Source organism: Candidatus Symbiopectobacterium sp. NZEC135 (assembly GCF_025962695.1).
Map to the genome: position 1 here is coordinate 39664 of NZ_JAGFPF010000018.1, position 19835 is coordinate 59498.

The 19835-nt window shown below is 48.6% G+C and carries 14 protein-coding genes, 1 tRNA gene and 4 pseudogenes; 5 read left to right on the forward strand and 14 right to left on the reverse strand.

Going from position 1 to position 19835, the window contains the following annotated elements; translation table 11 throughout:
• Positions 1 to 287 precede the first annotated feature (287 nt).
• A complete protein-coding gene (gene lpxP, locus J5224_RS11480) occupies positions 288 to 1211 on the forward strand; it encodes a kdo(2)-lipid IV(A) palmitoleoyltransferase (protein ID WP_264625506.1) in 924 nt (307 codons plus the stop codon).
• Positions 1212 to 1473: 262 nt separating this feature from the next.
• On the opposite strand, the gene J5224_RS11485 is transcribed toward lpxP, so the two are convergent.
• Positions 1474 to 2583, reverse strand: coding sequence for an SDR family oxidoreductase (locus tag J5224_RS11485; protein ID WP_264625507.1), 1110 nt, complete (start codon positions 2581 to 2583; stop codon positions 1474 to 1476).
• Positions 2584 to 3234: 651 nt separating this feature from the next.
• Positions 3235 to 3402, reverse strand: a pseudogene (locus J5224_RS11490) (NADP-dependent isocitrate dehydrogenase); the annotation flags it as partial.
• Positions 3403 to 4124: 722 nt separating this feature from the next.
• Between J5224_RS11490 and J5224_RS11495 the strand changes: the two are divergent.
• Positions 4125 to 4421 (forward strand): hypothetical protein, encoded by a 297-nt coding sequence (locus J5224_RS11495; protein WP_195313036.1) that lies wholly within the window; start codon positions 4125 to 4127, stop codon positions 4419 to 4421.
• 134 nt (positions 4422 to 4555) lie between these two features.
• Here J5224_RS11495 and J5224_RS11500 read toward each other — a convergent pair whose 3' ends face one another.
• Positions 4556 to 5329, reverse strand: a complete 774-nt coding sequence (locus J5224_RS11500) for an LPD38 domain-containing protein (RefSeq protein ID WP_264625508.1) — start codon at positions 5327 to 5329, stop codon at positions 4556 to 4558.
• The gene (locus tag J5224_RS11505) at positions 5268 to 5477 is read right to left on the reverse strand and encodes a hypothetical protein (protein ID WP_264625509.1); all 210 of its coding nucleotides are present in this window, start codon (positions 5475 to 5477) and stop codon (positions 5268 to 5270) included. Before J5224_RS11505 ends, J5224_RS11500 begins: the two co-directional genes overlap by 62 nt.
• Positions 5478 to 5494: 17 nt before the next feature.
• On the opposite strand from J5224_RS11505, the pseudogene J5224_RS11510 reads away from it, so the two are divergent.
• Positions 5495 to 5788: pseudogene (locus J5224_RS11510) on the forward strand (tyrosine-type recombinase/integrase); the annotation flags it as partial.
• Positions 5789 to 5924: 136 nt separating this feature from the next.
• Here J5224_RS11510 and J5224_RS11515 read toward each other — a convergent pair.
• Positions 5925 to 6092, reverse strand: a pseudogene (locus J5224_RS11515) (NADP-dependent isocitrate dehydrogenase); the annotation flags it as partial.
• Between J5224_RS11515 and J5224_RS11520 the strand changes: the two are divergent.
• Positions 6072 to 6286 (forward strand) — tRNA-Pro (locus tag J5224_RS11520). The pseudogene J5224_RS11515 and the gene J5224_RS11520 overlap by 21 nt on opposite strands.
• A 144-nt stretch (positions 6287 to 6430) precedes the next feature.
• Positions 6431 to 6670 (forward strand): hypothetical protein, encoded by a 240-nt coding sequence (locus J5224_RS11525; protein WP_264625510.1) that lies wholly within the window; start codon positions 6431 to 6433, stop codon positions 6668 to 6670.
• On the opposite strand, the gene J5224_RS11530 is transcribed toward J5224_RS11525, so the two are convergent.
• The 9 genes and pseudogenes from J5224_RS11530 to J5224_RS11570 all read right to left on the reverse strand — a co-directional run bounded on the left by J5224_RS11530 (position 6667) and on the right by J5224_RS11570 (position 19798).
• Entirely contained in the window at positions 6667 to 9168 is a 2502-nt protein-coding gene (locus tag J5224_RS11530; protein ID WP_264625511.1) for a hypothetical protein, read from the reverse strand. The genes J5224_RS11525 and J5224_RS11530 overlap by 4 nt on opposite strands.
• 6 nt (positions 9169 to 9174) lie before the next feature.
• A complete protein-coding gene (locus J5224_RS11535) occupies positions 9175 to 9849 on the reverse strand; it encodes a hypothetical protein (RefSeq protein ID WP_264625512.1) in 675 nt (224 codons plus the stop codon).
• 189 nt (positions 9850 to 10038) lie between these two features.
• Positions 10039 to 10335 (reverse strand): hypothetical protein, encoded by a 297-nt coding sequence (locus J5224_RS11540; RefSeq protein ID WP_264625544.1) that lies wholly within the window; start codon positions 10333 to 10335, stop codon positions 10039 to 10041.
• Positions 10336 to 10537: 202 nt separating this feature from the next.
• Positions 10538 to 14023 (reverse strand): annotated as a pseudogene (locus tag J5224_RS11545) (phage tail protein); the annotation flags it as partial.
• Between the two features lie 59 nt (positions 14024 to 14082).
• Positions 14083 to 14685 (reverse strand): tail assembly protein, encoded by a 603-nt coding sequence (locus J5224_RS11550; RefSeq protein ID WP_264625514.1) that lies wholly within the window; start codon positions 14683 to 14685, stop codon positions 14083 to 14085.
• Positions 14669 to 15400: a C40 family peptidase gene (locus J5224_RS11555; protein ID WP_264625515.1), complete on the reverse strand. Its 732-nt coding sequence runs from the start codon at positions 15398 to 15400 to the stop codon at positions 14669 to 14671. The genes J5224_RS11550 and J5224_RS11555 overlap by 17 nt, the downstream gene beginning before the upstream one ends.
• Positions 15401 to 16153: a phage minor tail protein L gene (locus J5224_RS11560; RefSeq protein WP_264625516.1), complete on the reverse strand. Its 753-nt coding sequence runs from the start codon at positions 16151 to 16153 to the stop codon at positions 15401 to 15403.
• Between the two features lie 12 nt (positions 16154 to 16165).
• Positions 16166 to 16522 (reverse strand): phage tail protein, encoded by a 357-nt coding sequence (locus J5224_RS11565; protein ID WP_264625517.1) that lies wholly within the window; start codon positions 16520 to 16522, stop codon positions 16166 to 16168.
• On the reverse strand, positions 16523 to 19798 hold the full coding sequence (locus J5224_RS11570; RefSeq protein WP_264625518.1) for a phage tail tape measure protein: 3276 nt from the start codon (positions 19796 to 19798) through the stop codon (positions 16523 to 16525).
• Positions 19799 to 19835 lie beyond the last annotated feature (37 nt).

Sequence of the window (19835 nt, forward strand, 5' to 3'; positions counted from 1 at the left end):
GCACAACATCAATAAAACCAGAGCGCCATCGAAGAGATTCGTAAAGAACATGCAAATTGACAAAATGATGAATGAAATCGCTGGATAAGCGGAATACCTTACCTCTATCATATAGCGGGTATGAAGGAGGAGTGCGCCGTTTCCTGAAACCTTTAGGTCAGGCAGCTTACTGGAGTGAGGACATACCCCCAGGTATCAGGGTTTTCGTCCCAGTGTGCCGCTTACAGAAAGTCTGTTTCTTTATGCGATACATCCCTTTCTTTTTGTATACTGCGTATAGGAACATCATGAGTTCGAGCGTTCGTTTTTGCCCTACCTTTTTCCACCCTCGTTACTGGCTAACCTGGTTCGGTGTTACGGTACTTTTCCTCTTGGTCCAACTACCCTACCCCGTGCTGATTCGCCTGGGTGCCCTCTGTGGTCGATTGTCGCGACCGTTTCTTAAACGAAGAGAAACCATCGCGCGCAGGAATCTTAAGCTCTGCTTCCCAACGTTAAACGACGAAGAGCAAGAAAGGCTTATTGCCGGCAACTTTGCGTCATTGGGCATGGCACTGGTCGAAACCGGGATTGCCTGGTTTTGGCCCAACGAGCGCATTCGTAAGCTGTTTGACGTGCAAGGTTTACAAAATCTCCAACGCGCACAAGAGAATAAACGCGGTGTAATGGTGGTTGGCGTGCACTTTATGTCGCTGGAGCTGGGTGGTCGTGCCATGGGCCAATGCCAACCGATGATGGCGATGTATCGCCCACACAATAATCGCCTATTGGAATGGGTGCAGACCAAAGGCAGAATGCGTTCCAACAAAGCGATGATCGACCGCCGAAATCTGAAGGCCATGGTCGCGGCCTTACGCCAGGGAGAAGCTGTCTGGTTTGCTCCCGATCAGGATTACGGTCCGAAAGGCAGTACTTTTGCGCCCTTCTTTGCCGTCAGTGATGTAGCAACAACCAATGGAACTTATGTCCTTTCCCGTCTGTCCGGTGCGGCTATGCTGACCATCACGCTTATCAGAAAGCCAGACCTTACTGGCTATACGCTAATCATTGAGCCTGAATTACTGGATTACCCAAAAGACGATGAATCTGCCGCAGCAACCTACATCAACAAGGTCATAGAACGCGAAATATTGCGCGCACCTGAACAGTATCTCTGGGTTCACCGACGTTTTAAAACACGGCCGCAGGGTGAAAAGTCACTGTATATATAATGATACTGCCAAGGACATAAGGAGAAATACCAATGAGTAAAATCACAATGATAATGATTGTTGTGGCTATCGTTGTAGGCGCTGGCAGCTATCTGGGATGGTGGTAGCAGAGAATCCGTAGACGATACGGGCGGGCGGTTATCATTGCCCAAAATATAATTCCTTTCTTTAAATCCAAATCAGCCCAGCGATTACCGCTGGGCTGATTTGCGTAGTACTGATTAACACTGTGGTTTTATATCCTGAATAATTTGTCGTTATTTTATTTAAAATCGACCATCATCTGTTGTGGTATAGATAAATGACGAGTGCTACTCACACACAAACCAATATAATCAGTAAACTTTGGTGGTTTTGGCATCCCTAAACTTAATAGTTTATGATTATCAAACCGAACATTTAACTCAGCAAATTGCCCGTATAAATACATGGCTTTGAGCATAATTCGCTCATTGCAGGGGCCAAAGATTTTTTTCAAATCTCGACGCATTGTTAACAAAACATCATAACTGACCTTGGCGTATTTATCACCAACTGGCTGCCGCTGCATAGCATCAGCTATTGCATTATCAATTTCTTTAAATTGAACACAATGTTCATCCCCTGCCGAAATATGAACAATCTCGCCATTGGGCAGATCGCTATTAAGGAGCATGATTATGGCTTGAGCACAGTAATCTACGGGGATAACATCAATGCGATCTTTCATCGAACACATGAATTTCTGTAACATCAACCCCATATTGAAAACCCAGAAAATGCTGCTGGACGGTTTGCAACCGTGTTTGGTGTGACCAACAACGATAGAGGGACGCGCAAATAAAAGTGGCATTTCTGGGCAATGCTTGCGCATTAGTTTTTCAACCATCAGCTTCGAGTGCGTATATTCAACAAAATGGTTCTTACTTTCAATAAAATGGGTGTCTTCAGCAACAAGCGTATTGGGCTCTGGCGTGCATGACATAGCCGTACCTACATGCAGAAACCGCTGTAATCCCTTCACCTTCGCCATTCTTCGGGCTAAAGCGAGAGTACCATCAACGTTAACCTTCCAGATCATCGGGTTCTTACCAAATGACGCAATGGCTGCACAGTTAATCACATGCGTTATGCTATCTAACCGAGGATCATCTAAATATAAATCGGGCTTACCAAGATCCCCTAATAATATATTACCCTCCGTTATTTTTGATAATTTATTCTCACTGACATTGAACTTTCTCATATTATCATGAACGCGTCTGACAGCATCACCATAAGAGTCAGCACGAACAAGAAGAAGTAAATCACAGCTAAGGTTATTATTAATAATATTTTCCAGTGTAGCCCCACCGACAAACCCTGTAACACCAGTAATTAATATCTTGTTCATTTTTTCTCGCAGACTCACTTTTTCTAAAAAAACAAATAGTGTAAATACCCACATAAATTTAATAGAACGACACCATCTGCTTACAAAGTAGCAATGTTTTATATAGCGGTGGCTATATCAGACTTATTTATATCTCGGTGAACACCAAGCAGTGTATATAAACGCCATACATTGCTAAGGACTACACCTTAGTCAGCGCATCCTGAATTTTATCTTTTGTAACATATCAATTAGTACCTACCAGACCTATTAGCTATTAGGCACAACAATCTTTCTCTTTCTACCCCCGAATCGATGATAGATAGAAATATTACACAAGCGTTATTAAACGAAGTTTCAATAAATGCATTATTATTTAATCCTTGTGGGTATTACAAAATGTGCAGGTTGTGTTATCCACTTGATCTAGTGGCATTTATAACGCAAACAGTCATTATGGATATCTTACTTGGATTCGATAGCTCTGTTACTGACATCCATGCTGGATGCACGGCCAATTCCAGTCTCAATCTCATCGTGAGAGTGGTTATCGGCAACAAATCAGGATAATTTATGAACACTTTTTTGAGAGGGGCTTTGGAAAAAGGTTTTCAGAACAAAAAATAAGGGGCCAAATCTGGCCCCTATTGTTAATCCACACTTAACAGCGGATTACATGTTATCGATGATGCCCTGAGAAAACTCACTACATTTCCGCAACTTAGCGCCTTCCAGCTGACGTTCGAAATCGTAGGTCACGGTCTTGTTCTTGATCGCGCCTTCCATACCTTTAACAATCAGGTCGGCCGCTTCGAACCAGTGCATGTGGCGCAGCAGTAGTCCGAAAGCGAACAGATAACCACATGATTTATTTAATGAAAAATACAAAATAGCGCATTATTTAAGGGCAACTTTTCAAAAAAATTTATCCTTATAAAACAGTGCTCTACTTTGTATTTTACTGAACGTTTTTCCCTTCAAATTGATTACTTTTCACCCTTTAACACGTCTCACGAGCCGATAACACATGTCATCCACTGCTTTCATTATTTGCTTGATTCTCGCTGCGGTTATGATGACCGTGCATCCGTTTTTTGCCGTGCCGTTTGGGATCGCTGTATTGGTGATCGCGCCTTTCGTTGTTATGAAGGCGAACAATGCACCATAAATCCACTCGAATAAAACAATAAATAACGTTAATTGAATGGATGATTAAGAAAAGTTATATGTAATGGCATTATAATCCTGTCGTTTAAGCGTGGAAAGCTACGATATTTAATATATGTATACATATAAAAGGGGTGGGTAATGGATAAAATTTTATTTATATGTATTTTAGTTCCGTTTATAAATTACATCACTCCAAGATTTAAATTTATGTTATCTTCAGTTGTGCTGTTGTTTTTTATGTTTTTCGTTTTGTTTTTAGTTGATTTTTTAATTCAAAAACAATGGGACATCCGCTGCATAAATTTTTTACATGTATTTTCATACGCATTCATTTCTTCAGCTATATACCTTGCTTTTTTATGGTGTAATCGTTCAAAAAAGGAGTGATGAAAATGAGAGAGTTAACTGTCAATGAAATTCAATCAATTAGTGGTGCTGGTAATGATTCTTATGATCCAACCTCATTAATCGTTGGTATCGGGACTACACTTATGAAACTGCCAACGCCTGTTGGCGTAGGTGTAACTGTAGGTACTGAAGTTTTACTTCAAGCAAAACAACATTTACCAGTAAGCACCCCAGTCCCGGTTATGATTGGTCCAACCTGGAACGGCAGTGGAAATAACACTCGTATACCTGAAACGGTTGGCCCAACATGGAACGGTAGTGGCAATAGGCAAATACCGTGATTTTTTTACCCATGGTTCGCAACTAACGTATTAGCTTGCTAAAATTGAACACAGGTTTCCTTTGCTTCTTCAAAGGTGTAGAAAGCTCCGAGTGTTTGCAGCACGCCGGGGCTTTCGCTTTTTAAGTTAAGGATTCAATCGAAGTACGGATGCACTCTTTCTACTGCCTGTTGATACAGCTTATTGCGCTGCCCCATCATGCGATCGATACGTTCGCGTTTCTCTTCTGCGTTCAGCGTGCGGTCAATACGCACCATCTCGATACGGTCATTCAACTGTCGGAGCGCCTTCTGGGTTCGTGTCAGCGCCTGGCGTTTGGACAGTAACCCGCGATTGTCTTCTTGTAGCGCACGCGCATCATCGCCGCGCCCCTGCTCTCGGTAAGCATTAATCGTGCGGCTAATCTGGTTAGCCTGACTCATCATGTGATAGAAATCATCGGCAAACTGGGTGGACTTGGCCGGATCAGCACCGCGCAGAAAGGATTTAATCACCGGCAGCTCATCCAACCGTAACGCGGGCGTTTCCCCTGCATCGGTGAATTGCCGCGCCACTATGTTACTGGCCCCCAGCACGTAAGCGCCCAGCGTGCCGGTATAACCCTGCACGATATGATCGAGCATCTTGGGTGATAGCCCCGTTGCCTGCCCGATACCACGCATCAGCAGGCTGGTCTGATCGTTGTAGCGCGCTTCAGCAATCAGGTTGCTGTCCGCCATGTTTTCGATTGGACCACCACGGAAGAAGTCATAATTCACATAGGCTTCAGCAATCGGCTTCACTACCTGTGGGATTGGGTTGAACGCCATGGTTTCAAAGAAATTACGTGCCACCATCTTGCCAAATTTACCCGGCGTATCCTCGCCGCCCAACATACGCACGAAACGCTCCGGCATCGTGCCGAACATCAGGCCAATCCAGGGTTTGCATGTAGGCGATTTCATCCGCCGTGAAGTTGTTTTCACGTCCTTCTGCCATCAGACGCTCGGAACGGTGACCAGCAATCCATTTGAGGAAATTTTCACGCTGGCTGCCCAGCACATCAAAAACTCCCATCAGTGAGTCTGCTTTGCCGGTACCTGGTTCATTTTTTCCACACCACGTCTCAGGCCAAACGCGGTGATGGTGTCACGCCGCGCACTCTTACCATGCGTTTTAGTAAGGCCAGGGATAAAACAGGGTTGAGTTGGGAGAGTGGCACGCCGCCCACTTTTCATGAACAGCGCTCGCTGGCAGAACGGCTTTACCGTGAACAAGGGGATGTCGATACCCGGCATTTACTGGGGCATAAATCGCAGCATCAGACCGATGCCTATAACGATGACCGTGGTAAAGATTGGTTAACAATTCAGGTGAAGTCGGGTTGAAAGGCGATTACTAGTGCGGTGATTTTTTATTCTATTTTCCTAAATCATTTTCCTAACATTTTCCTAAATGAAAATCGTTGTGTTAAAAACCAGCGGCAGCAAAGCGCCCCCGCCGATCTTTATCGCAACAATACGATTACATATTGTCGATGATGTCCTGAGCAAACTCACTACATTTCCGCAGCTTAGCGCCTTCCAGCTGACGTTCGAAATCGTAGGTCACAGTCTTGTTCTTGATCGCGCCTTCCATACCTTTAACAATCAGGTCGGCCGCTTCGAACCAGTGCATGTGGCGCAGCAGTAGATAAAAATTATTTTCGTATCCAATTGATTTATTGGTAAATAATTTATGTTTAACATCAATTTACGTGCAAAATCCTGCTCTTCTAACCCACTGTTTTTACGAAAGATATTTTTCATTTTGGAGAACGCTTTTTTATGCTGCGCACTGTCATGGGGTGTCAGGGGTCGGAGGTTCAAATCCTCTCGTGCCGACCAAATAATCCCAAGAAAACCAACCTTTTACGGTTGGTTTTTTTATGCCTGAAATTTGGCGATGGTAAAACAATGGTAAAATGATGGTAAAACCCTAACGGGATTCACTTCATTTTATAGGATAGAATCTGTTGATAGACGATCATAATGGACATGACGCTTCCCATGAAAATAACAGAATTCAACGGAACAAGAATCTGCGTGCTCGCTGACAATGACAAGCTGACACAGTGCCCAGAAGGCTCCTACGCAGTGATTGAGGATTCAGGTTTTTATGTGTCGCTACTCGTTATGGGTAACGAGGCATGGACCATTCACCCCGACCCACTCCCTACTCTTGAAGATGCGCTCGACCTTATAGCCGAGCGCCGTGGGTACTTCGTCTAGCCTGCTGCGGTGTTGCAGTAAACATTACTGTGCATCACCTTCGGCTTTGATTCCTCACGTTCTGGCATCTGCACGCGCACCGAGATGAATGTGTCGCGGGGAATGTCTATCGGGTCGCCGTTCGCGTAGCCCTCAATCTCGTTGCGAGCGAAAGGGGGCGCGTCCGGGTGTGGCCGGTGATAGGTCCGAATGATGATAGAGCCGTCAGACTCAACGCCATAATCATTCCAGATACGTTCCAACCCGTTGCGACACTTCGGGCAACTGATACCTCCCTCGATACCGCCCCAGGCAAGATCGGCATTCAGGCCCAAACAGCCAGAAATGCGGTATACGCCTTCGCTTAAGCGTTCAGTAGTGACGCCCTCGGCTTCGCTGGTAAGTTCGCTGGTGCCATCTGCAAATAGCTTCACAACCGGGCTTGCTGTTTTCCAGAAGCCGTTGGAGTCAGCCACGGCGTTTATCCCTTGAACTAAACCTGTGAACGCTCCCGCAGCCGTCCCTGATGGAAACGGAAAACGAATGCTTTGCTGTCCAGTCCCTGAGCCTTGCGTTATTCGCTTTAGAAGCGCAACGTTTGGCCCTTCATAGTCAAGTTCTAAGAATCGCCCTAACGTCCCTGATGCAATATCTGTTTTCTCAAAAATTAAACCGGGCGCATTTCTTGAGACTCTCGCCTTTTCTGAAAATATTTTAACCCCGGCGATTGTTTGTGCGCCAGATGATAGGATTACTTCTCCGGGGTCGCCTGCTACCGGCAGGACTAGTGAGGCTACTCGCTGCCCGGTGCTATTAGTGCCGTTGCGCCCAATAAAAGTAAACACCGTACCTGTGCTGTTAACCTCTATGACAGTCTTTCGCCCAACGGTACTACTATCGATGGACGTTGATTCAAACCAAATCCCCGGATAACTCGCGGTTTGCACTACTGGTACAGCGGCAAATGTTTTAATTGCACTAATAGTTTGTGCGGTATCAAGCGTTGCCGGGTTTGGCAGGTTTTTGTCCGTCCATAACTCATATGAAACAGGTATCGGCCCGCCTTGAGTTCCTGCGACTATTTTAACGCCTTTTCGCTGTGCGACGGTGCTGCTCGGCGCATGATGCCCAACACTAATAGCGGCCCATGTATCTTCTGATTTAAATAGAATTGCAGGCGCATACGTTTTAAGAAGTGTTGATTCGGCCCCACCTGAGAAAACGCTTGGGCGGAACACTTGGCTACCATTTTCGGCTGAATTCATGAAGGCGATTTGCTCAGCTTCATTGGCAAATATGCGCTGCAATCCCTTCCCGCCCCACCCCCAAGCCCCGTTTATCAATAGCGAGCCTGCTGTTGCGTCAAACGGGCCTGTTTGCTTAATAAGATTTGCGCTGTCCCATACGCGAAACCATGAAACACCTGTGCCAGAAATTAGGCCGTGAAAAATAGCGCCACTGGCGTCTGTTATGCGAGCTACTACCGATATCAGAGGGTTGGCGTTGAACCGAGAAGTATCAAACGTCCATCCAGATAATGAGCCGGGAATAGGCAAATTGCTGGCAGATGCATTCGGCAATATGGCGTACTTACCGCTCGGCACTGTTCGTAGGTATGCCGCTACATCTGCATCTGCTGGCATTCTTACCGCTGTGCCACCAAGACCAAATGAACCAGTATCGCCATTTAGGACAAGTACACTCCCCACCGTCGCGTCCGTCGAGCTTGCTTGTTTAGTTAGATTTCGGTCTGTCCATAGTTCATGAACGGTTGTTGCAGAGCCTGAATTAGTACCCGCCGCAATTCTAATACCACCGGATACGCCGGATACCGTATATCCGACTGACACTATCGCCCAAGTATCGCCAGTCTTAAGCATGAGCGACGGCGCATATTGTTTAGAGTAGGCACTTACGGTGTTATTTCTAAAAACCCTACTACCAAAAGCAGCGTTTCTAGCTGAAACCAACAGCGCAGCGTCGTCCGAGTTAAATGTTTGACCTAACCCACCCCACCCCCAAGCCCCGTTTATCAATAGCGAGCCTGCGGTAGCATCAAACGGGTCAGTCTGCTTAACCCCTGTCACCTTCCCATTCAGCGCATCATCCCAAGCCTTCTGTGAGCGAACAGTGACGGTCTGGCCGTCAGGAGCGGTTAGGGTAACGTCTCCTGTGCCGGTGGCGAGCTGCTGGAAACTATCAAAGAACGTCTGATAGTCGGATAGCTGGACGGATAGCTTGCGCCCGAAGTCTGGCAGCGTGGACGGCATGAAATTGACGATGCCATAGGAGAGCCCTGAGGCGGTGGCTTCCTTCACGTTCTGGACGGTGATGATATGGGTATCGTCGTCTACGCGGTCGATCTCATAGATGCGGTCGCCGGTGGCCGTGCTGATGATAAGGGCATGGCCGCGCCCGATCCCATTGATATCCTGCTTCCAGGCTGTGCCGGTGCCGACGATAGTTTTAGTGCCCTGAACCACCGCGATGGTGCCGGTTGTGTACCATGCTTTCATCATAGATCCTCAATCGTACACGTCTGTGAAAATGTAGAACGCTCTGTCAATATAGATATAGTTGTTAGCGCCGCTTTGCCCCTGAGCTATTAGCCTTGGACGATTTATTACGTAATTCCCCGTAGCTCCCAAATGTAGGTCCCACACATCAAATCCCCCGACACTTGAATTTGGCAGCATTACTCGACCTGATGCAGTTGGTATAACAGCTACAGGTCTACCCATATCTTGTTTTACACCAGCAGCGCTGATATCAACTGCAACTGTGCGCATGTCGAGCGGCAACATATCTAGCGAGTAAGTTAACTCACCGCTTGCATTGTAAAAATACAGGCCATAGTTAGCTTTTGGCTGTAACGCCATATTTGCGAAACAATAGACCCTTATAGGAAGGGTCCCGGGGTACGATGAATTCACGCGTAAAGCATGGTATCCATCCACCTCTATTTGCTGGCAGGCAACATAGTTATCTGCCGACTGATTTATGAAAAATATCACATTTTTAGACGTTGGAATTGATGTTACGAAGGCGTCGCCGTTAGCTACGATGATGCCCTTCTCGATGAAATTGAGTGGCGTAAAATCAGGACTTAGCCACAGCGATCCGTCGTCTCTTGTGATAACTGCTCCCCAAGGCATTATCACCCCCAATAGAAAACAATAATTCCAACCAGGTTGCTCCATGTGACGCCCGATCCGTTGATGGTTACGGTAGGTCCATGTTGAGAGCTATTGTGTGTCAACGATGTCGCCATGTACTTTAGGGATTTTCCAACAGGTATTGCTCCATAACTCCTGCTTCCAGCAGCTTCAGTGCTGGCCTCAAGATAAAATAATGGCGTGATAATCTGCGTAATATCTCGACCGATTCTATCAAATAGCTTTATTCCGTACATTTTCATCTCCACAACTTACGTCGGAATACTCACCATGTTTTAGCCAGCCAGATCCAACAAATCTCACCATTTGCTGTTTTTTCACCCGTACATCCATCCGGCCAAAACGGTCGAAGCGAATCTTATCAGCCTCCAGTCGCACTAAACCGCGATCTGGAAATGTATTAATCATGTAATTCACTGAACAGGAGCGGCCTATCGTACGATCATGATCTGCACATCCTGCAACACTAAGAGTACTTGCCAATAAGAACGCGACGCGTGTTGTTTTCATCGAACACCTCTATTTTGTTATTTGTCTGTGACATTCTACCCTCACCCGCAGTAGCCCCGTTATTTTCTATTTGTCCGGTCGAAAAATTTAGGTACAGCCCACGCTGTCCAGCCAAATAGTTATCTGATTGCAGGGTATCTGACAGGTACTGGCGCGTTACTCTCGCTGTTCCTATGACAGCCATATCGATGTAAACCTTACCGTCCGGCCCGATATAGAACGGCATGAACGCTTCGCCGGTGGCCGGGTTGATGATGAAGCCGAAGCGCTGCGCCTGGAACAGAATCTCAGTCTGCACCACGCTCGGGTTATTCGGATCCGTGGACATTCCGATCCCGATACCGGCAATGACGTACTTGCCGTTCGCGGGCTTTCCCTGAACCTTGAGATTGAGCTGAGCAGCAAGAGCGCCGCTCATTTCAGCCTGGGCGGTCTGCACGATACTGACGGCGGCGGTTGCCTGATTAGCGGTATTTAGTGCCTGCTGCGCGGCTGCTGCGGCGTCCGTAGCGGCCTTGTCGCTCACGGCCACCCAAGCACTACCGTTCCAACGCTTCGGGGTGTTGGCGTTGTTGGTCGTATCAATCCACAGGTTTTGGGAAAGGCGCTTTTCCGCTTCCGGCGCTGACGAGCTGTAGATCACTTCCCCCTTGTTCCCCGCTGCCGTTGCCGCGTCCTGTGCTGCCTGCTGTGCCGTGTTCGCCGCGTTCTGCGCTGCATCTGCTGACGATTGCGCGCCGGTTGCGGCCCCTTGGGCCACATCGACGCTTGCCGTGAGTAACTGTATCGATTGTGTCGTAGCTGATGTCAAATCAACAACAGCGGAATTAAGCTGCTGGAAATTGGCCTTGGTTTCGGCGGTTTCCGCCTTGATCTGCGTCATTTCGATGGCTTGCGCGCCCTGATAGTCCGCGAACGCCTGATCGATGCGCACTGCATAACCACGCGTGTCCTCGTTCTCTGCCTTCAGCTGTTGCAGCGACGTGGCGGTGGATTCACGGTCGGTCACTATCACCTGGTCAACGCGGCGAATTTCCGCGATGCGGTCCCCCTGCTCCTTGCGCTGCGCCATGCTTTGCGCGCCGTTCATGATGGCGTTGTTGATGATGCCCAGCGCGAAGGATTCGCCATCTTCAGCTTTGAGCGTATTGCTGATATCTGACTGCATGTGTTCCACATCATCTTGCAGGCGTTTGAATACCTCAGTTTGGGCGAGTTCATCCAACACAACATCTGTGATGGCACTAACATCCGTACTCGACTCCCCGCGTATCCACCCCGTCCACGGCCCTTGATTACCTGACTTATCAACGATACGGGCATTGTAATAAAATGCCTGACCAGCACTGAGCCCCATTTGCTGATAGGTGCAAGTCGGGTAAGCCACATCGGCCAGTAGCAACGCATTCTGCCCATCACTGGTCGGTGAATACTGAATCTCCGTTTTCAGGGTATCGTCTGTGTCAGCAGGGAAACTCCAGTTAAGCTGGATGCCGAAAACGAGGGGCGTTGTGATGAAACTCGCCAGCGCAGGCGGGTTACCTTCTTTTCCGTTAAGCTGGGTTTCCTGCGCGTTGGCCCACATGCTGGAGATTTCAGCCGCATTAATAGCCCGGACGCGAGCCTGGTATTGTCCTGCATAAATACCTGACACTTCAAAACCCAACGCAGAAGTGCGCGCTGCATTTATCCAGTTGCCATTATCCCGTCGCCATTGAGCTTCATAAGCGATTGCGCTTTCAGCCCGATCCCACGTAACCCGAAGCGTCGTAATGTTTATGCCCTGATCGACAGTGTTGTAACTGCCAATATCGACATTTGCGGGCGCGGGTTGCACGGAAGGAGGAATAACGCTGATCGGACGCGATTCAATACGCGCACCGTTATCAATCTTGTCCCATTTATCCGGGTCATACTCGACGCCGGTGATGTCAAATGACAGACCACCATCCGCCTCAGCCACACCAACAATGCGGTACAGTTGCAAAGCCAAATCAGTGGCATCTATCGCCCATACAGATTCTGCGCTCGGCGTTTCGCTGAAGTCTGTTGTGACCGTAATGATGTTGTCGTTTACCGCCTCAATGGTGCGCCCTTCTGCTTTCCCACTCGGCAGGTTAACAATCAGACGCTCACCAATGACCGCAGACGATACGCGATCAAGTGTGATGTTACGTCCGGCAACCGCACTGATGCGACCACCCAGGGGACGCCCTGCCAGTAACGAATCAGCCACCCCAACAATCGAACCCGGCACCGGAATATCGCCATCCAACCCCATTGTGTACGCAATGGCCCGATCCGCATCATTGGTGTGTAAAATCCATTTACCACGGCGGATCGCCTCCGTCTGGCGAATACAACCAATCGCCGTCACTTCGGCCTGTTTAATCCCGTAACGTTTAACCAACTTGTTATCATTGACAGCTTCAACGGCATCCTGATAACTGTTTGCGGGATCGGACCATGACACCATGGCCTGGCTATAATGTGTTTTCTCACTGGCGTTGCTGTAGGTGAATTTCCCGTCTTTCACGTTGGCGCGCGTCACGATGTAATCAATATCGCGCGGCATATCTGCGATCACATTCATCTGGTTGTTGCCCCAGAACGTGGCACCGCGAAAGATGGCAGCCAGATCGTTGAGCACGGTCCAGGCTTCTTCCTGCGACTGGATATACACATCGCATAAAAAACGTGGTTCAGTGCCATTACCGCCTCGACCATCCGGTACTAACTGATCGCAATACTGTGCAATCTGATACAGCGCCCATTTTGAAACGGAGAGGTTTTCAGCCTTGATGCGGTTGCCAAGGCCAAAGCGATCGCTGATCTGGATGTCGTAATACACCCAGGCAGGGTTATTGGTGAACGCCCACTTAAAGGTGCCGTTCCATGCCCCGCTGTAGGTGCGGGCTACCGGATCATAATTTGAGGGAACGCGGATAATGCGTCCGTCGGGCTCACAGGAAATAACCGGGATATTCTGAAACTGTTTCGCATCAAACTGAACAAACAGCAGCGCGGTTTCCGGGTAACGTAATTTCGCATCAATGATTTCCGTAACGGCATCAATAACCATTTTATCGGCAATGCGGTTGCTCGTTGAATTCGGCGTAATGCGGCGCACGCGGATTTGCCAGCCGGTTGTTGCATCAGGTAAGTCAATACGGTGGCTACGCTCATATTTCGTCGTAGTCTTACCGTCGACCGCTGTTTTCAGTAGTTCCTGATAGCTGCCACCGTCCGTAGCCACATCAATCGCATACTCAATGCGATAACCGCCAACATCACCGTTATCGTACTGCTGCTGCAACGCAGACCAGGAGAAACGCAGTCGCACAGCTGAAAGTTGAGTATTGGTGAGCGATCGCACCCAGGCTATCTGGCTGGTTAATTCTGTGCTGACGGTAATTTCATTCTCAACGCCAGGAAAGCCGGGGATGTAGGATTGATCGGGCGTACCGGAGCGAAACTCCCACGTCACGCCTGAAAAGTTAGCATTACCATTAGCATCAGTGACCGGCGTACCGTCCAGAAAAACACGGGTGCCATCCAGCCCACCGCTAAACTCACCCTCACCCAGCGCCAACAGAATTTTTGCGTAGGACGTGGACTGAATAGAATCCGGTGACTCAACCGGCGTGCGGGCATTACCGCCGCCACCTTTACGACCACGAATCGTCATGAATGCTCCAGAAATAAAAAAACCGCTCAGAGCGGCTTAAAAGTGTGAAGGGATAATGATTACTGTTGGTCTTCTGCGTAAATACCCGCAGAGATAATCGCGCCACCGATTCGGCGACGGCCATAGAGGATCGGCACCGGATTACCCTGAGCAATAGAGTTAACCGGCCCCCCAAAAGCGTAGGAGGGTTTGTTGTCGGGAGATTCACGCACTGAAAGCCCCCCTTGCATCGGTGTGAGCATTTGAACTATCCCGCCGATCGCCATCGATATTCCTATTGCCCCCACCAAATCGCTCGCCCATAATGCCGCACCCCAGGGGGCGAAGGTTCCGATGGCTAACAACGCGACGCCGAGGATCGTCTGAAACACGCCCGCTTTTTTGCTCCCGATGATTACGGGCGCAATGCGGATTTCATGGCTAATGCTGAAATCCAGTTCATCACGCGCAAGGTTTCGCTTGCCGTCAAATACTGCGTAAGTTAATCCCCGCGCCTTGCTGGTCAGCAGAAACTTTTCAAAGCCGGGGATGACTACGCTTAGCGCCTTAATGGCCTCCTGTCGGCTTTCTACTGCCAGTTTATGAACGCGCCCAAACGTTGTGCCCAGAACGCCATAAAGGCGGATGGTTTTCAGGGGTTGATACTCAATGGCTACCGGCATTAGCACCTCCCGTATAACGCAAGCGGGTTATGGTTCTGTCCAGCCAGTAGCCGCCATAGGGGACTTTTTGGCTCAACTGGTTGTACATGTGATGGAGCATTTCACCATTGCCAACATAAATTCCTGCGTGGTTTGGCTCGTTGGCTCTCACCTGCATAATGATTACGTCACCGGGTTGTAGCTCACCGCTGACAGCAGTAAACCCCGCCTCAGCGTAATGTTTCATGTAAAGGTTTTCGCTACGGTTCCACCATCCATCAGCGCGTTCAAAATTGGGCAGCGTTATGCTTCGCTCCAACAGATACCAGTCACGCACAATGGTATAGCAATCCCAGATGCCGTGCACAAAAGGACGCCCCAGCAGCGGCTTGACACCCTCCGCAGGCATAATGGTGCGAATATCTCCCTCCGGCCAACTGGCGATCACCCACGGCAGTTGCGACACATCACATTCAGCCTGATCAACATGGCTCGGTTGTGTGGTGGCATCCGGGTGACTGTGGACAATGGCAACGATGGCCCCGCTATCTTCCGCCTCTGCGTAATCCTCCGGGCTCATCGTGAAATGTTCTTCTGGCTCCAGCGCCTGATTACGGCAGCGCACATAGCGCTGTTTCCGCCCGTTCTGGATAATTAATCCGCACGCCTCATAGGGATAGACGTGCTCAGCATGTGCCAGTATTTCTGTAATGATTAATTTGCTGAGTTTCACCATTCACCTCTTAATCAGCGCAGAGCCGGGGAAACCGCCGAACGGCAATTCAGCATCCTCACCAAAACGCGGCTTACAGCCGGTTGACAGTAGCCCCGAGCATTCATCCAACGCCGGATCGTCAACAGGGTTGCCATCCGCATCAAAATAGTTTGTGCCGGTATAACCACATGATGCCCCGCGATATTGACCACGCATGCACCAGGTGCACAGACTGTGTATCTGCCGGGTGGGGATCATGATGCCTTGCAGGTCTGCCGGGGATGACAATTTAAAGGTAACTGACTCATCATCCTCTGCGGTCTTGCTGTCGATGTACCAGACTTCTAATCGTTCCTGCGTTGGATCAGCGTCGGCATTACCTTCGGGGAAATTACGTGCATCAAGGTAGTGGGCAAACGTGGTGTGAACGCGCACCGTGGCTTGCGCCAGATTCTGATAAGCCAGACAAAGCGCGGTTATGGTGCCATCGATATTACCAACCAATAGCGTCGGGGTCGGAGAACTGCCATCGCTGGTCATTTCCAGCCCTTCAACCTGTGCAGGCCAGGCTTTGTATTCTTTACCCTGCCACCATATCGATTTAGCAAGAAGTGTTGTTTCATCACCGCCTGCTGCGGCGATTTCTTCCTCTGAATGAGGAATTGGATAATTGTGGAAATACAGTTCCGGGCCATCAAATGCGGTGCAATCCACTTCAAACAGGCGCACGCGAGCGCCCGGCTCCAGTTTTTGGGAGTCGGTGTTTATAGCCATGATTAACCTTGATTATGGATGATATGCGGTGACAAACGTTGCTGTGAGTTGAAATACCTGGTCGCCACGACTGTTTTTACCCAGCGCCGTAACGTTAAATCCGTCGGGGCAACAATACAGCCCTAACTCAGTGAGTGGGTTTACCCATTGAAATGCGGTATACCCATTATGCCGACGCAGGAACGCAATGATCGGCTGAATATGCACATGATCGCCAACAAACGTTAACGGCCAGCCCTGTGACTCGCTGTTAATCCCATCGCCTGCCCGCTGGGTATACCCATCACCGAACTGTATCGATCGGGTTCGTTGCGTAAATGCGCCCTCAGGATTTACGCGGGGGCAAAAACTGAATGTCTCGATAGCCAATTATCGTCCTCCAGAGATAGCACGGTTAATGGCTCCACCTTGAGATAAATCGCGATCACGCAATTTTTTATATTCGCGCTGGATTATCTGCGTAAACTCACGAGCAAAATCCTGATTACCATTACCCGCAACAGATGTTGTGCCGTTTTCAGTAATGGTTACGTAGACGTTGCCGCCATTATTAACGGTGGATGTATCTGGCATGATCGCCCTGACACCGAGCGAACCATTTGCAGCCCGAGTGAGCGGCATAATGGCCTCCGGCCCTGCCTCAGCAAATACCCCAGCACCTTTAGCAAAAGCAAAAAGCTGCGGCGTACTGTATACACCTCCACTGTAGGCGCTAAGCGATGGTGATTGATAAACGCCCCCCTGAGCATTGAACGAAAGATTGTTGTATGCGCCAGTTGTAAAAGCATTGCTTGATGCCGAAGCTGCACCGGAAAACGCTGATACTCCAGCACTAAACAAGCTACCAAAAACACCGCTGGCAGATTGGGCTGCGTTAGCCACAGCCATGTTAACCAGGACGTTTTGAATGATTTTCAGGACGCTCACGCCCCAATCTTTCCAGCTATTTTTATTACCGTTCAGCATTTCAGTGATGGAGCCTACTGCGCCACTCATCGCGGTTTTCATGCCCTGCGATGCCTGAGTGGCATAATTGGTAGCTTCATCAGCCCAATCAGCAAAACCGTCACTCATGCCGCCCATCCAGTTATTGCGCTGGTCATCAAGTGAGGAGTAATACATCTGCTGGTCACTCAGGCGTTTATCTAGATAGCGCTTATTCAGGGCAATGGCTCGATTGAAAAATTCGTCATCAATTTCGCCTGCCTGATGCTGACGCCGTAGCTCATCATCTTTCTGGATAAACTCGCGGCGAATGCTGATCATTTCCTGCATACGCTCACGAACGCGGGAGCCCTCACCAAATCCAATAAGGTTCGCGTCATTAGCTGCTTTAGCGTTAGCATTGGAATCAATCAGACCATTTTCGTATTCAGTAGCCTTCTTCCGTATTTCTGCCTGATCTATCAATGCAGCATTACGTAAAAGCTCCTGCTTTTGAATACTGGAAAGGGTCGATAATTCACCCTGAGAGGTTTGATACCTGATTTTTGCCAACTCAGTATTTGAACTACCCAACGCAAGTTGCTCGCGCTGTTGTTTAATCAGGCGATCATAGGTATCTACTGCCTTTTCTTCATCGGTTTTTGGCCCTTTTTTCTTTGGTTTATTGGCTTCATCATTACGAAACTTAACCTCTGCATCAGAAATATATTTTTGTCGCCAACCGCCTGAGAGGTTTAGATCGTCAGCCTCAAAACCCGCTTGCTTCCTTGCTCTTTCGATGTCTTTCAAGCCTGATAGAATCCTCTCCCTTTGCTGCTTTGTTATTGCGGATTGTTGCTTGTCATCCAGTTTAGGGAGAACGGGGCCTGCATATTGAGGATGAGAAAACATTGTCGTTTGTCGTGTAACTTTATTTAACCGTTCATACATATCGGCTAAGGAGTTTACAGCACCAGACATCTCCACAGTTTTACTTATTGACTGTTGAGTGAGATCATCAATTAGCGACTGTGTTTGTTTTCTTTTGTTTTGCATCTGCTCCAACTTGCCCTCTTCATCGGCAAGTTGAGAGGCATACATCGCAGCATTCTTGGTTGCATCGTTATAAAGCCAAGTCCCCTCGCTAGCATTTTTAGCCGCTTGGCGTGCGTTATAAAGTTGATTTGATAACTCAGAAATTTTATTTTCTTGTGCAGAAATATCGTTATCCTGAATATCAAGAGAAAGAGATGACCTTCCAAGATTAGCGTTAACTTGTGTCAGTGACATCGATTTTAGTGAGTCCCTGACCTGATCAATGATATCCGCATATTGTAAAGCAGACAGCCGGGCTTGCTCTTGCTGCTGATAGACTGCATACCAAGCGGTTGCTCCCAGCATCACAATACCTGGAATCCCACCAAGTAAACCACCGAGTGATTTCAACCCGCTCATTGCTACACTTGATGCGGATGTTAACCCATTAACAGATGCCTCAGATGCAGCTACGGCGCGATTTGAATTTATTAATGCAGCATTGGCCGCAATCATTGCGCTACGCTTTGTAGTTAAACTCTGAGTGGCTATCATCGAGGCATTAGAACCTTTCGCTACATTGGCTTCAGCAACGGCAAGGTTATACGCCGATACTGCCGCTTCCGCGTCCGCCACGGCTTTTCTCTGCACCATTTGCGCAGCGTTAAGTTGCGCCGCTGCTGCACTGATTTGCTCTTTTCTCAGATCAATGATCTTTGCGGTAGCACTAAAGGCACCGGAAGCCATGTTACCAAAATACCTAGCAGCCCCCACAGCCACCAGCACGCCCATAGCGGTCGCTACATCATCAATATTACCCGCCAGTTTATCTAACGTTCCCGATAAGGTAGCCGTCACGCCAGATGTCTGATTAACCCCACCTACCCATTGCTGGAAAGCATTTTCCACTTTAGTTACTGATCCACCAACGGTGGCTGGCATGGCCTCAAATTCTTTTTGCATTGCCCCAAGTTGGCTGATTAATGCAGGAACTACCTTATCAGCAGTCAGTTTCCCGTCATCAGCCATCGCTTTGAGGTCTTTACGGGCAACACCCATGCCCGAAGCAAGCGCACGGATAACCCGATCACCATTTTCGTTTACAGAGTTAAACTCTTCACCACGCAGAACACCCTGCGCCAATGCCTGGCTAAACTGAGTGATAACAGAACTGGATTCCTGAACACCAGCACCAGAAAGTTTAAGGCCGGTAGCTAATGCCTCCGTGACTTTAAGCGCATCCTGCGATGAGTAACCGTATTCACGTAGTGAAGCAGCCGAGCGGGCAAATAACCCTGCATTGTCTCCAAAAGCGGTTCCCGTTCTTTGGCTAAGCGCCATCAACGCAGCCTGATTACTGGTGAAGTCTTGCGTGGATGTTGATGCCTGTTTAAGCCGCGCATTAACCATGTTCCACTGGTCGGCCAAATTAATAAGATTCCCGGTAGCAAATGCCCCAGCCAGCGCACCAGTCATTCCTATCGCCGTAGACTTTACAGAGGCAAGTTGAGCATTCACTTCCGCTAGCGCACGGCGACTTTCACGGGAAGCTGCCGCAGCTTGTCGCCCACCATTCTGCATGGTTTTATAATAATCACTGCCCATGCGAGAGGCGCGAGAAATTTCCGATTGAAATGATTGTGAGTTAGCAGAAATCTTAATGATCAATTCGCGTAGGGTTGCCATTCCTCATCCTCGGAAACAAAAAACCCGCCGAAGCGGG